The sequence below is a fragment of the Glaesserella parasuis genome (assembly GCF_017352235.1).
Lineage (GTDB): Bacteria > Pseudomonadota > Gammaproteobacteria > Enterobacterales > Pasteurellaceae > Glaesserella > Glaesserella parasuis.
Genome location: NZ_CP071487.1, coordinates 1574847 through 1588993, shown reverse-complemented (window position 1 = coordinate 1588993; position 14147 = coordinate 1574847). Strand labels below are relative to the sequence as shown.

The 14147-nt window shown below is 40.2% G+C and carries 16 protein-coding genes; 5 read left to right on the top strand and 11 right to left on the bottom strand.

The window, feature by feature from the left end; translation table 11 throughout:
• The first annotated feature begins 1 nt into the window (after window position 1).
• On the top strand, window positions 2-1024 hold the full coding sequence (gene holA / locus J1G47_RS08080) for a DNA polymerase III subunit delta (protein ID WP_207326855.1): 1023 nt from the start codon (window positions 2-4) through the stop codon (window positions 1022-1024).
• Here holA and J1G47_RS08075 read toward each other — a convergent pair.
• The 5 genes from J1G47_RS08075 to J1G47_RS08055 form a co-directional block, all read right to left on the bottom strand.
• Window positions 1021-1215, bottom strand: a complete 195-nt coding sequence (locus J1G47_RS08075; RefSeq protein ID WP_005712971.1) for a DNA gyrase inhibitor YacG — start codon at window positions 1213-1215, stop codon at window positions 1021-1023. The genes holA and J1G47_RS08075 overlap by 4 nt on opposite strands.
• Before the next feature lie 3 nt (window positions 1216-1218).
• Window positions 1219-1839, bottom strand: a complete 621-nt coding sequence (gene coaE / locus J1G47_RS08070; RefSeq protein WP_010786354.1) for a dephospho-CoA kinase — start codon at window positions 1837-1839, stop codon at window positions 1219-1221.
• Between the two features lie 86 nt (window positions 1840-1925).
• On the bottom strand, window positions 1926-2273 hold the full coding sequence (locus tag J1G47_RS08065; protein ID WP_010786353.1) for an ArsC family reductase: 348 nt from the start codon (window positions 2271-2273) through the stop codon (window positions 1926-1928).
• A gap of 14 nt (window positions 2274-2287) precedes the next feature.
• Complete coding sequence (gene folP, locus J1G47_RS08060) at window positions 2288-3133, bottom strand: dihydropteroate synthase (RefSeq protein ID WP_075592557.1); 846 nt, start codon at window positions 3131-3133, stop codon at window positions 2288-2290.
• A gap of 315 nt (window positions 3134-3448) precedes the next feature.
• Window positions 3449-3973 (bottom strand): TolC family protein, encoded by a 525-nt coding sequence (locus J1G47_RS08055; protein ID WP_234924156.1) that lies wholly within the window; start codon window positions 3971-3973, stop codon window positions 3449-3451.
• A gap of 362 nt (window positions 3974-4335) precedes the next feature.
• Between J1G47_RS08055 and nudB the strand changes: the two genes are divergently transcribed.
• From nudB to ruvC, 4 genes are all read left to right on the top strand, one after another.
• The gene (gene nudB / locus J1G47_RS08050) at window positions 4336-4785 is read left to right on the top strand and encodes a dihydroneopterin triphosphate diphosphatase (RefSeq protein ID WP_016527670.1); all 450 of its coding nucleotides are present in this window, start codon (window positions 4336-4338) and stop codon (window positions 4783-4785) included.
• Between the two features lie 138 nt (window positions 4786-4923).
• Window positions 4924-5664 carry a YebC/PmpR family DNA-binding transcriptional regulator gene (locus J1G47_RS08045; protein WP_005712959.1) on the top strand — a complete coding sequence of 247 codons (741 nt, stop codon included), beginning with the start codon at window positions 4924-4926 and terminating at the stop codon, window positions 5662-5664.
• A 116-nt stretch (window positions 5665-5780) separates the two neighbouring features.
• Window positions 5781-6236 carry a Holliday junction resolvase gene (locus tag J1G47_RS08040; protein ID WP_207326563.1) on the top strand — a complete coding sequence of 152 codons (456 nt, stop codon included), beginning with the start codon at window positions 5781-5783 and terminating at the stop codon, window positions 6234-6236.
• 73 nt (window positions 6237-6309) lie between these two features.
• Complete coding sequence (gene ruvC, locus J1G47_RS08035) at window positions 6310-6888, top strand: crossover junction endodeoxyribonuclease RuvC (protein WP_005712956.1); 579 nt, start codon at window positions 6310-6312, stop codon at window positions 6886-6888.
• A 51-nt stretch (window positions 6889-6939) separates the two neighbouring features.
• Here ruvC and J1G47_RS08030 read toward each other — a convergent pair whose 3' ends face one another.
• The 6 genes from J1G47_RS08030 to rlmD all read right to left on the bottom strand — a co-directional run bounded on the left by J1G47_RS08030 (window position 6940) and on the right by rlmD (window position 14132).
• The gene (locus J1G47_RS08030) at window positions 6940-7920 is read right to left on the bottom strand and encodes a peptide ABC transporter ATP-binding protein (RefSeq protein WP_010786347.1); all 981 of its coding nucleotides are present in this window, start codon (window positions 7918-7920) and stop codon (window positions 6940-6942) included.
• A gap of 14 nt (window positions 7921-7934) precedes the next feature.
• Window positions 7935-8918 (bottom strand): dipeptide ABC transporter ATP-binding protein, encoded by a 984-nt coding sequence (dppD, locus tag J1G47_RS08025; RefSeq protein ID WP_005712951.1) that lies wholly within the window; start codon window positions 8916-8918, stop codon window positions 7935-7937.
• A gap of 10 nt (window positions 8919-8928) precedes the next feature.
• Window positions 8929-9822, bottom strand: coding sequence for an ABC transporter permease subunit (locus J1G47_RS08020; RefSeq protein ID WP_010786346.1), 894 nt, complete (start codon window positions 9820-9822; stop codon window positions 8929-8931).
• Between the two features lie 28 nt (window positions 9823-9850).
• A complete protein-coding gene (locus J1G47_RS08015; RefSeq protein WP_005712947.1) occupies window positions 9851-10855 on the bottom strand; it encodes an ABC transporter permease subunit in 1005 nt (334 codons plus the stop codon).
• A 93-nt stretch (window positions 10856-10948) separates the two neighbouring features.
• Window positions 10949-12544: an ABC transporter substrate-binding protein gene (locus tag J1G47_RS08010; RefSeq protein WP_010786345.1), complete on the bottom strand. Its 1596-nt coding sequence runs from the start codon at window positions 12542-12544 to the stop codon at window positions 10949-10951.
• 247 nt (window positions 12545-12791) lie between these two features.
• Window positions 12792-14132 (bottom strand): 23S rRNA (uracil(1939)-C(5))-methyltransferase RlmD, encoded by a 1341-nt coding sequence (gene rlmD / locus J1G47_RS08005; protein ID WP_207326562.1) that lies wholly within the window; start codon window positions 14130-14132, stop codon window positions 12792-12794.
• Window positions 14133-14147: the final 15 nt, after the last annotated feature.

Sequence of the window (14147 nt, the reverse complement as noted above, 5' to 3'; positions counted from 1 at the left end):
GATGCAACGTATTTTCCCAGAAGGATTAGAACCTGCCCTCAATAAAGGCTTACAGCCGTTTTATTTATTGACAGGGCAGGATCTTTTATTGGTTGGTGAAGCAAAAGACTGTATTGTGCAAACGGCTCGTTTACAGGATTTTGATGAAAAGCAAGAGTTTACCATTGCCAATGATACCCAATGGGATATGTTGTTTGACCTCGTTCAATCAAATGGGCTTTTTTTTAATCGCCAAATTCTAATTCTTAACCTGCCTGAAAACCTAACTGTAACACAGCAAAAACAGCTATCTGAACTACTGGCTTTTTCTCACACGGATTTACTTTTTGTTCTGCACCAACCAAAACTAACCAAAGCAATGGAAAAACAGAGCTGGTTTGTACAACTAAATAATGCCGTAGTCGTAAACTGTCAAACACCAGATATTACAAAACTACCTATTTGGCTACAACATCGAGCTAAAACAATGCAGTTGCAGCTTGAGCCTGATGCTATTCAATTACTTTGTTATAGCTACGAAGGCAATCTACTGGCACTAAAACAAGCATTGCAGATGTTACAACTTCGTTTTGCTGAACAAAAGATTGGATTAAACCGAGCAAAAGAAGTGATCGAACAATCGGCACAATTCACCCCATTCCAATGGGTTGATGCCTTATTAGAAGGCAAAATTAACCGAGCATTAAGAGTGCTTCAACATCTGCAGAATGAAGAGATACAACCAGTGGTGTTGCTACGCATCGTACAAAAAGAGCTACTTTTATTACTTGAAATGACACGCTCACCACAGCCGATTATCAATAGTCACCGACCTCTGTATAGCGGTAATTTACGAGCCGAATTTGACCGCTTGAAAGTATGGCAAAACCGCCGTGGGTTTTATCAAGCTGCAGTACAACGTTTAACTTACCATAAACTCTATCAACTCATTCAATCCCTTGCCGAATTGGAAAAACAGGTAAAACAAGAATTTAGCGATGAGGCTTGGAAAGGCATTGAACGGTTTAGTTTGTTATTTCATTAGAAAATACCCTCACTTACCACCATATCATAGTCATCTGCAGACTGAATATCACTTTCAAGGACTTGATTTTCTTCATTGAGCCATTCGCCAAGATCAACTAAATGGCAGCGTTCGCTGCAAAATGGTCTATATTTATTGCCCAAAACCCAAGCCACTTCTTTGCCACAATTTGGACAGAATACGACGAGCATGATCTATTTCCCTTTTGTTTTACTTAGAGTCAAATAATATTCATTCAATTTTGCCACTTGATGAGTCAGATGGACTTCATTATCACCAAAAGGTAAATTATTTTCAATCACGTCGTTAGCATAGTTTAATCGTGTTTGACGATCAACCTGTGATAGCATAATACTCTTTATCATTTCAACATTGCTTTTATCTCGCTTCATAGCTCGTTCTAGCTGAATTTCAGGCAATACATCAACAACTAAAATACGATCACATAATGCCATTAGCTGGTTTTCAATCAATAATGGAACAACCCAAAGCACATAGGGAGATTGGCTTTCATTCAACTGCTTTAACATTTCTGTGTGAATAGCTGGATGAAGTAACTGATTTAACCACAGTCTCTCATATTCTGTCTGGAAAATCCGCTGTCGTAATGCTGTACGATTAAGCTCACCATTTTCAAACAAAATTTGTTTGCCAAAATGAGCTACTATTTGAGCGAGTAAAGGACTGCCTTTCTCAACGATATTTCGAGCAATAATATCTGCATCAATCACTGGCACACCAAGTGCAGCAAAAAGATTAGCAATAGTTGACTTACCACTTCCTATACCGCCAGTAAGAGCTACAATATAACTCATGATCCAAATCCTATCCAATACCTTTGAATAAACAGAGAGCCCTTAAAATTGCCCCCTTTTACTCAACATAATTAATATGTTGGGTATCATTTCATAAATACCTTTTGATACTCTTTCTCATCAAAACCAATCAACGCAGCATCATCAGCAATCACAATAGGGCGTTTAATTAAGGTTGGCTGTTCGTTTAACACCTTTAGTGCCAGCTCTTTGGTGAGATTATTTTTGATTTCATCATCAAGCCCACGCCAAGTGGTGCTACGTTTATTGACTAAGTTTTCCCAACCAAATTTCTCTGCCATTTCAGCCAGCCAAACAGGATCTAAGCCATCGACACGGTAGTCGTGAAGTTGTGGGTTTAAGTCGTTATCCGCAAGCCATTTGATCGCTTTTTTCACGGTATCACAGTTTTTAATGCCGTAGATTTTTGTCATTTTATCTTCCTTTTTTATTCACATTCATTCATCGCTTGCCACACTTTCAAGGCATCAACGGTTTCTGCTACATCGTGAACTCGCACGATCTTCGCTCCATTTTGCACTGCGAGCAATGCCCCTGCGACACTGCCTGCTACACGTTGATCGACTGGTTTATTGATTACATTGCCGATCATCGACTTACGGGAAAGCCCAGCTAACACAGGATAGCCCGAAGCTACAAAGGCATTTAGATGTTTTAGCAGTTGATAATTATGTTGTACCGTTTTACCAAAACCAAAGCCGACATCTAAAATAATATGCTCTTTGGGAATGCCTGCCATTGTGCAAGCAAAAATGCGTTGGTTGAGAAAATCTGCGACTTCTTCCACCACATCATTATATTCAGGATTTTGTTGCATATTTTGCGGTGTGCCTTGCATATGCATTAAACAAACAGGCAAACCTAATTCTACGGCAGTTTCTAAGGCATTCGGCTCTTGTAACGCACGAATATCATTGAGAATATCCGCCCCAACTTGTGCAGATTGACGAAATACTTCCGCCTTTGAGCTATCTACCGAAATCAAACAATCAAACCGCTTGCGAACCGCTTCAACCAACGGCACAACCCGTTCCAACTCTTGCTCAAGGGTAACAATTTCTGCATTCTCACGGGTGGACTCACCACCAATATCAATAATATCCGCCCCGTCATTGAGCATTTTCTCCACTTGAAACAGGGCTTTATCAAGGGTAAAAAATTTGCCCGAATCGGAGAACGAATCAGGGGTAAAATTCAAAATCCCCATAATTTTCGGAGAGGTGAGATCTAACAAGCGGTCAGATCCTTGATAATTTGGGTAATATATTTGCATTGTCCTTAATTCTACCTATCGATAATATTATATAAAGAAGACATATATTAATGAATAAGTTATTATCTATATGATTACTAGCTTCACTCCCACAAGAACTAAATATGAGTAGAGAGTAGATGTCAACATAACTATATTAACCAATACAGAAAGAATAAATTAATCATAGATATGTGACAAAATAAACATTCTCCTTCTTATTTATAAAAAATAAAGAAGGAGAAAGCTGTTCTTCCTTCAACTGAAGGAAAGGATCACTTAATTGTTCTTCAACAACTTTAGTCCTTGTATATTTTGATAGTGTATTCAAAGTAGCTAATAATTTTGTCGATAATTATTAATTTCTTGTTGAGCCATCAACATACGTGTCTCAGCTTGAACAAATTCGGATTCTCGCCCTTCATCATTCTCCATGATAATATCCAAATCCTGTAAAATTTGCTGGTGGCGAAATAAGCTCTTTTCCATTACAGAAATGGCTTCCTTCATATTCAGTGCCGTTAAATAAAGTTGTCCAATAGTATACGCTATTTCCTCTTGAGTAGCGGTATAGGTATGCTTATAGTACTCCTTCTCTTTATAACTGCGTTCAATATCTTTCTCAATAGCGCCAAAAGCAAAGATATTCATTTCAGCCTGAATACCAGGGATGATTTTGGTTGAACCATAATTATCTTCATACTTATGATACTGTCTTAAAGTTTTTGAACCTGTTACGCTAACAATAGGAAAATGTTGAGATTTACTTTGTTCAACACGATTCTGAGCAGCTTCAACGTTTGCAAGCGCTTCTTTCACTTCAGGTGCATTTGATAAATTCTGCTGTAAGATGATTTTCAAGGGATTTGCATAAGTGCTTATAGATAAAAACTACTTAACATGATGCACGATACAGCATTTTTTCTAATAAATTTCATATAAGATAAGTCTATTCAATTACATTGTGGTTAGGATAACAAAAAAATTGATATAAGGGAAATTTGAAATCGTATTCTTATGAAAATCTCACCGCTTTAGCATAAATTTAAGCATTCATTTCTCAGAAAAAAATCGCACGATTTGACTAATCAATTCATCTCAGTATCTAATCTTGTTATTTACTCTTTGAAATTTTACAATGTTCTAGCACATGCTGAAAAACCATAAACGATAAAGGTCGAGTGCACATATCCGATGTAAAAACTCTTGTATAGTACATAAAAATGAACTACAAAAATCCCTATTCTGTTCTCGTGGTGATTTATGCCAAAAAAACTCAGCGAGTATTAATGCTCCAACGCCAAGATGATCCAACCTTTTGGCAGTCGGTAACAGGAACGATTGAAACAGGGGAAACACCTTATCAAGCGGCATTGCGTGAAGTGCGAGAAGAAGTGGGAATTGATATTATTGCTCAAAATTTAGCACTTTATGATTGCAAAACGAGTGTGAAATTTGAGATTTTTCCGCAATTCCGTTATAAATACGCCCCTGACATTACGCATAATACAGAACATTGGTTTTTATTGGGATTACCCGATGAAATCGAACCGATATTGACGGAACATTTAGCGTATCAATGGCTTTCGGTAAATGAGGCGGTGGCACTCACCAAATCACCTAATAATGCCGAAGCGATTGCAAAATATTTAACAAGCAACTCCCCTCTTTAGAAAAGAGGGGCTGGGGGAGATTTGATAGCAATGTCAAATTCTCTTATGAGCGAGAAGCAGTTCTGCCAAATCTCTCCTAACCCCTCTTTGCTAAAGAGGGGGATTTTTTCAAAACATAATAAAGAAGGAAACAAGAGAATGGCAGGTCATAGTAAGTGGGCTAACATTAAACACCGCAAAGCAGCACAAGATGCTCAACGCGGTAAAATTTTTACTAAATTAATTCGTGAATTAGTGACCGCGGCAAAATTAGGTGGTGGCGATACCAGCTCTAACCCACGTTTGCGTGCAGCTGTGGATAAAGCGTTATCGAATAATATGACACGTGATACCATCAATCGTGCTATCGACCGTGGTGTTGGCGGTGGCGATGATACCAATATGGAAACCAAAGTGTATGAAGGTTATGGTCCAGGTGGTACAGCGGTAATGGTTGAGTGTTTAAGTGATAATGCAAACCGCACAATCTCACAAGTACGTCCAAGTTTTACTAAATGTGGTGGTAACTTAGGGACTGAAGGTTCGGTGGGTTATTTATTTAGCAAAAAAGGTTTAATTTTAATCGCAAGTGCAGACGAAGACGCATTAACTGAAGCGGCGATTGAAGCGGGTGCTGATGATATTCAGCCACAAGAAGATAGTTCATTTGAAATCTATACTGCTTGGGAAGATTTAGGCGCTGTGCGAGATGGCATTGAAGCGGCAGGTTTTAAAGTTGAAAATGCAGAAGTGACAATGATCCCATCAACCACAGTCCAACTTGATGCAGAAACTGCACCAAAATTATTAGACTTAATTAACCGCCTTGAAGATTGTGATGATGTGCAAAACGTGTATCACAACGGCGAAATCAGTGATGAAGTGGCTGCATTGCTTTAATTAAAAATGAATAAAAAGTAATCTCAAGTATTTAGCTTGAGATTATTTTTTTGAACTTTCCCATTTTTTCCTTTTCTAAGAGAGAGATCTTTTTAATTAATACAAAAGGAAAAGCAATGAAATTAGTTAAATTACTTCCAACATTTGCAGCAGCTGCGATACTTACAGCTTGTTCAACAGTTTCTGATGTTGCATCTTCAACAGCAAATATTGAGGGTAATGCAGGTAGCACTGCTGTTGATAGTATAACTGCAGCAAAAAATATCACAACAGGCTCAAAAACTATTGCTTACATTTGTAGCGTAAATGGCAAAACAAACCAACCTGTTTTAGCGGTTTATACTTTCAACAATGGCGAGCCATCAACTGCAACTGTAACCATTAACAAAAAAGTGGTAGGTAAAAATCTGAAAGTAGATACAACCTATCAAGACGGTGTGAAATTTGTGTCTGGTAAAAAGGTATGGAGTCTAGATATGGGCTTTAATGCGAAAACAGCTGAAACAACAGTGCCCGTAATGTTTACCGCAAACAATCAAATTCTTGCGAAAAACTGCACTGTTGCAAAATAAGTTGATTATCTAATTAAGATTGACTATAAAGTGGGTTTGTGAATAACAAATCCACTTTCTTTTTGGACATAAAATGGCAATTATTTTAGGTATTGACCCAGGCTCTCGTGTAACAGGCTATGGCGTGATTCGTCAAACAGGGCGGCATTTAGAATATCTCGGTAGCGGAGCAATTCGTACTTCTGTTGAAGATCTTCCAACTCGATTAAAACGTATTTACGCAGGGGTGACAGAAATTATCACCCAGTTTCAACCCGATATGTTTGCCATTGAGCAAGTATTTATGGCAAAAAATGCGGATTCAGCGTTGAAATTAGGGCAAGCAAGGGGAACGGCGATTGTTGCTGCGGTTAATCACGATTTGCCTGTCTTTGAATATGCCGCACGTTTAGTAAAACAAACGGTTGTGGGGATTGGTTCGGCAGATAAAGTGCAGGTGCAAGATATGGTTACACGTATTTTGCAACTTTCCGCCAAACCCCAAGCTGATGCTGCGGATGCTTTGGCGATTGCCATTACTCACGCTCACTCTATTCAACATTCGCTTACGGTGGCTAAACAGAGTAGCCAAGCGGTATCAAGCGAAAAAGAGCAAATTCTGGCGTTGATGAAAACGAGATATAGTCGAGGAAGGTTTAGATTTAGAAATTAAATTGCCTTACTATAGAGTAAGGCAATAAAGCATACAACAAATATAAAATTCTTACTCCACCATAAAACAAGCTATCTTCGTGCCGTTTTCATAGGTTTTTAGCTCTGGACGTTCTTGCTTACAACGCTCTGTCGCCAAACGGCAACGGGCGTGGAAAGCACAGCCTTTCGGTGGATTAAGCGGACTTGGTAATTCGCCGGTGAGTTTAATCCGCTCTCGGCGATGCTCCGCTTCCAAACGTGGTGTGGCTGATAGCAAGGCTTGGGTGTAAGGGTGGCGTGGGTTACCGAAGATCTCTTTGGTGTTGCCTTGTTCTACACAACGTCCTAAATACATTACCATCACTTCGTCAGCAATATGTTCTACCACCGATAAATCGTGAGAGATAAACACATAAGACAACCCAAGCTCTTCTTGTAAATCCATCATCAAGTTTAATACCTGTGCACGAACGGATACGTCAAGGGCTGACACAGGTTCATCTGCCACCACAATATCAGGTTTCAGCATTAAACCTCGGGCTATTGCAATACGTTGGCGTTGTCCGCCTGAGAACATATGCGGATAGCGGTCGCAAAACTCAGGTTTTAGCCCCACTTTTGCCATCATTTCTAACACTTGTGCCTTACGCTCTTGTGCAGACAATTCGGTATTAATAAGCAGGGGTTCTTCTAAAATTGCCCCGACTTTTTTACGTGGATTAAGCGACGCATAAGGGTTTTGGAAAACGATCTGGATTTTCTTACGACGTAATTTTTCTGTTTCCTTATCGCTGACTAAGAAATTTTGTCCGTTGTAGAACAATTCCCCTTCTGTTGGTGGCTCGATCATTGTCAGCATACGCCCTAAGGTTGATTTACCACAGCCCGATTCGCCCACCACAGCAAGGGTTTTGCCACGTTCAAGGGTAAAAGAAACGCCGTCCACCGCTTTTACTAGTTTCGGCTTGCTAAACATTCCCTTTTTTACAGGGTAGTATTTTTTGAGATCCGCCGCATTGAGAAGCGGTGGGTTTTGGGTATTGTTTTGCATATTTATCTATCTTACTAAATTGGTTGTGGCAATCCACTTTCATTCAACGGCGTATGGCATTTCACCTGTCTGCCATTTACTGTGCGTAGTTCCGGCTCTTTTTGTCGGCATAAATCCGTTGCATACGGACAGCGTGGGTTGAGCAAGCAACCTTGCGGATGGTCATATTTACCCGGTACGACACCCGGTAGTGATTGCAAGCGAGATTTACCTTCGGCAAACTCAGGCAACGCTTTTAATAACGCTTGGGTATAAGGGTGAAGCGGTGATTTGAAAATCTGTTCAGATTTGCCTTCTTCCACCACTTGCCCTGCATACATCACGATAATACGGTGAGCCGACTCGGCAACTAAAGCCAAATCGTGAGTAATCAAAATCAACGCCATATTTTCTTTGCGTTGCAACTCAAGCAATAAATCAATAATTTGTGCTTGAATAGTCACATCTAACGCCGTTGTCGGCTCGTCAGCAATCAATAATTTTGGATTACAAGCAATCGCCATTGCGATCATCACACGTTGGCTCATACCGCCTGAAAGTTGGTGCGGATAGACCTCTAAACGAGATGTTGGGTCAGGAATACCGACCATCGTTAATAATTCAATCGCACGCTCTTTTCGCCACGCTTTTGAACCGCCTTGGTGAACTTTCAAGGCTTCCATAATTTGATAACCCACGGTGTAACTTGGGTTGAGGCTTGTCATTGCATCTTGGAAAATCATCGCTACATCAGCACCGACAATTTTCTGCTTCTCTTTTGGTTTTAAATCAAGCAGATTATGTCCGTTGAAACGTAACGAATTTGCCATTACACGTCCAGGGAAATCAATAAGCCCCATAATTGCAAGAGAACTAACCGATTTACCGGAACCTGACTCGCCCACAATGCCTAACACTTCGCCTTCATTGACTTCATAACTTACTCGATCCACCGCTCTAAACGGGGCTTTTTTATCGCCAAAGTGAACGGAAAGTTCATCTACTTTTAATAATGCCATTTCGTTCCCCTTACTGTTTTAATTTTGGATCAAGTGCATCACGCAAGCCGTCACCCATTAAGTTAAAGGCAAGCACGAGAGATAAAATCGCTAAACCAGGGATTGTCACCAACCAATTTGCCGATTGCATAAAGCCACGAGATTCGGCAAGCATTGTGCCGAGTTCCGGTGTCGGTGGTTGTGCACCGATCCCCAAGAAGCCAAGTGCCGCAAGCTCTAAAATCGCATTAGAGATCCCCATTGTCATCTGAACAATCAGCGGTGCTAAACAGTTTGGCAAAATCACAATAAACATCAAACGCCATACGCCAGCCCCAGCCACACGGGAAGCGGTCACATAATCACGATTTTTTTCACTTAACACAGAAGCACGGGTTAAACGCACATAGCTTGGAATAGACACCACAGCAATTGCAATCGCCGCATTCAGTAGCGAAGGTCCAAGAATTGTAACAACGCCGATAGTTAATAATAGGCTTGGAATTGCAAGCATAATATCGACAAAACGCATAATCACAATATCAATAGTGCCGCCGTAATAACCTGCTAACAGACCTAAAATAACCCCAAGAATACAGGACATCACTACGATCAACAGACCGATAAAGATAGACAATCTTGCTCCATAAATAATACGGGAAAGAATATCACGCCCAATGTCGTCCGTGCCGAGTAAATAGGCAGAATTACCGCCTTCAAACCACGCAGGTGGCAATAACAATGCACTGCGGTTTTGTGTAATCGGATCGAAAGGGGCAACAAATTCTGCAAAAATGCAGGCAAGCCCAACAATCACAATAAAAGTTAAACCAATCACCGCCCCTTTATTTTGGCGGAAATAGAGCCAAAATTCTTGTAAAGGCGTTAGTGGGGCTGGTGAGGTTGTTTCTACTTGAGAAGACATTTATTACTCCAACAAATAAATCTATTTTTTAAGTATGTCTAATCCGTGGATTAACCACGCCGTAAATTAAATCTACGGTTAAATTCACTAAAATAATCAAGGTAGCAATAATCAACACCGAACCTTGTAGCACAGGGTAGTCTCGTGAGTTGATCGCATCAATAATCCATTTCCCGATCCCCGGCCAAGAGAAAATATTTTCAGTTAAAACTGCCCCTGATAACAGTTGCCCCACAATTAAACCAACCACCGTTACCACTGGAATTAACGCATTACGCAAAGCGTGGATAATCACAATACGTGTTGTGTTTAAGCCTTTCGCTTTGGCGGTGCGGATATAATCTTCGCCTAACACTTCCAACATCGAAGAACGGGTCATACGGGTAATAATGGCTAATGGAATAGTACCAAGTACAATCGCAGGCAAAATCAACGATTTAATCGCCGCAACAAATGCGCCTGGTTCGTCAGAATTCCAAGTATCAATCAACATAAAGCCAGTTTCGGCTTCGATCCAGTATTCTGCTGGTAAACGCCCTGAGGCTGGCAAGCCTAATGGCGTTGAAAAATAAAGAATTAAAATTAAGCCCCACCAGAAGATCGGCATTGAATAGCCTGTTAAAGAGATCGACGAAATAGCGTGGGAAAACCACGACTCTTTCTTCACCGCCGCAATCACACCAAACAAAATACCTGCAATCAGCGACCACAACAGAGCAAAAAAGGCTAACTCCACGGTTGCAGGGAAAAGAGTGAAAAATTCTTTCAGTACAGGTTCGTTATTACGAAACGAATTACCTAAATCCCCCTGAAATACACCCTTGATATAATTAAAGTATTGTTCGTGTAACGGAAGATCTAAGCCAAGCTGTGCCATCATCTGTGCGTGAACTTCAGGGGTTAAACCACGTTCACCCATTCGGATCTCAATCGGATCGCCAGGGATTAAATGCACGAGAGCAAAGGTAATCAAAGTTATCGCAATAAAGGTTGGAATAACCATTAAAAGACGTTTAAGAATAAATTGAAACATTAAATATCTCAGCGTTTTTCAATTTGTAGGGAGGGTCTTGACCCATCATAACTAAACTAAAAGGTGGGTCAAGACCCACCCTACAATGTTGCCTTATTTCGCTAAATCTACTTGGTAGAAGTTATGTAAACCGAACGGGCTAACCACATAACCTTTCACTTCTTTGCGTACTGGGAAATACGTTGTTGAGTGAGCGATAGTAACCCACGGTGCTTGCTCTTTGAAAATCACTTGAGCTTGTTTATAAAGCTCAGTACGTTTTGCTTGATCTGTTTCTTGAGCCGCTTGGGTGACTAAGTCATTGAACGGTTTATAACAGAATTTCGCATAGTTAGAGCCAGCTTCTAATGCAGAACAGCCTAATAGCGTATTTAAGAAGTTGTCAGGGTCACCATTATCGCCCGTCCAACCGATCATTGAAGTAGAGGCTTCGCCGTTGCGTAAACGTTTTAAGTACTCACCCCATTCGTAGCTGACGATTTTCGCATTTACGCCAACTTTTTTCCAATCATCTTGGATAATTTCCGCCATACGACGTGCATTCGGGTTATATGGACGAGAAACTGGCATTGCCCATAATTCTGTTTCAAAGCCATTTTCAAAGCCTGCTTCTTTTAACAATGCTTTCGCTTTTTCAGGATTATAGTCATAATCTTTCACGTCGTCATTATAGCTCCACATTGTTGGTGGTATTGGGTTTTTGGCTACTTTTGCAAAACCTTGATACACCGATTCAATAATCGCTTCTTTGTTAATTGCGTGGTTCAATGCTTGGCGTACTTTTTGGTTATCCAACGGCGCTTTAGTCATATTTAACGCTAAATAGCCCACGTTTAACCCTGGTTTTTCTAATACTTCAATGTTTGGATCTGATTTTAATTTTGCAATATCTGCAGGGTTTGGATAAGGCATTGCGTGACATTCGCCTTTTTGTAATTTCGCTAAACGTACAGATGCATCTGGCGTAATAGAGAACACTAAGCGATCAATTTTCGCTTTACCTGCCCAGTAATCATCAAAGGCTTTGTAACGAACGGTTGAGTCTTTTTGGTAATCCACAAATTGGAACGGACCTGTACCAACTGGATTGCTATCTAATTTTTCTGGTGTTTTTGCTGCTAACATCTTATCAGCATACTCTGCCGAGTAGATAGAAGCAAAGTCCATCGCAAGGTTTGCTAAGAACGGTGAATTAGGCACTTTTAAGCTAATTTTAACCGTGTAGTCATCAACTTTTTCCACTTTATCAATGATATTTTGCATATCCATACCAACGAAATACTCGTAGTTACCGCCCGAAACTTTGTGATATGGATGATTTGCATCTAATTGACGATTAAATGAGAAAAGCACATCGTCCGCATTAAAATCACGGCTTGGTTTAAAATCTTTGGTAGTGTGGAATTTCACCCCTTTACGCAGGTGGAATGTGTAAGTTTTACCGTCTGCAGAAACGTCCCATTTTTCCGCTAAAGATGGAACAACGGTGGTTTCACCTTCTTTAAAATCGGTTAATTTATTAAAAATGGCACGGCCACTTGCATCTAGTGTTGCACCATCAGTACCTAATGCTGGGCTAAAATAAGAAGGTGATGCTTCCAAGCAATAAACAAAGGTTTTTGGTGCAGCCATTGCAGACCCAGAAGCCACTGCCAATGCTAATAAAGAGAGTTGTGTTAATTTTTTCATTGCTTCACTCCAAGTGATAGTTGTTTTTTGTTGTGTTTGAGGGGTTATTTTTTTACCCGACAAAATGGAATATATAAGTTTTTTTATGAAATGCAATACTTTTTTTTATTAAAAATCGCTTTTTTGTTAAAAAAATGTTCTAGATTTGTATCTAACATCTCCTCTATTTTAACCATATATGAAAAATAGTTTACTTTGGCTGCGACAAAAGTAAGAACATTATAACTTTAGTCTACATAGGAATTCATTAATTAGAGAACCTATTCTTTGTTCTTCTTTCAAACAACGAAATCGACTCCAAATGTGCCGTATGGGGAAACATATCAATCATTGCGGATTGGCTTAAACGATATCCTTTTGCAATCAGTTTTTCGGCATCTCTGACTAAAGTTGCTGGATTGCAAGAAACATACACGATCCGCTCTGGTTGTAATTCGCAAAGATGATCTAAGGCAAAGTAAGCCCCATTGCGTGCTGGGTCTAGTAGTGCTTTGTTAAAATATGCTTTAGCCCAAGGCTGATCCACAAAAGGTTTATCCAGATCCGTTTGGTAGAACTTCGCATTGTTAATCTGATTTGTTTGAGCATTCTGTTTGGCTTGTGCAACCATCGGCTCAACCCCTTCTATACCAACCACTTCTTCAACAAACGGTGCGATAGGCAAGGTAAAATTCCCCATTCCGCAGAAGAGATCAAGCACACGATCCGTCGGTTGCAGATCGAGCCACGCTATCGCTTTGTTCACCATTTGCTTGTTCATTTCTCGGTTGATTTGAATAAAATCACGGATCGAAAAGTGAAGCGTTAAGCCGTTGATTTGATAATAAGGAACTTCACCACGCCACTGACTAATCTGATCTTTATCCGTCATCACGAATAACAAAAGATCTTCTTGTTCCGCAAAGCGTTGTAATTTATCACTATCTTGTGAATGAAGTTCGCCGATATGGCGTAACAGCAATGCTATGCCATTATCCGCCTGAACCAGCTCAATATGACCTAACTGTTTTTTATTTTTCCAACTGGCAAAAAGTTGCTGTAATTTGGGTAAAAGCGTATTAAGTTCAGGCTCAAGAATATCGCAATGATTTAGAGGGATAATCTCTTGCGTATTCGCTTGGCGAAAGCCGACCACCAACGTATTTTTTTGAACCGCCATACTCAGCTTTGCTCTACGGCGGTAGTTTGTGCCTTGCCCGACAAGCATTGGCTCAAATCTGATAGGCTCTGCTTGAAGTTTTTGTAAACGGTTAAAAAGCGTCTGTTGCTTCGTTTCTCGCTGTAAAGCCAGTGGAATATGTTGCATTTGACAGCCACCGCATTGGCTATAGATTGAACAAAATGGCGTTTGGCGATCTGCAGATTTTTGTAGAAATCGTACCGCTGTCGCTCGTCCATATTGGCGTTTATCTTCAATAATCTTGGCTTCCACCTTTTCATTCGGTAACGCATTTTCAATAAACCACGTTTTGCCATTGACTTTCGCCACGCCGAATCCTTGATAGTCTAAAGATTGGATATGAAAGGTCTGTAAAGCGGTCGGTTTTGCGGATTTTTTTGCGGAATTATCAGAATAAAAAAGTGCCATTTGAATAAGGTTTAA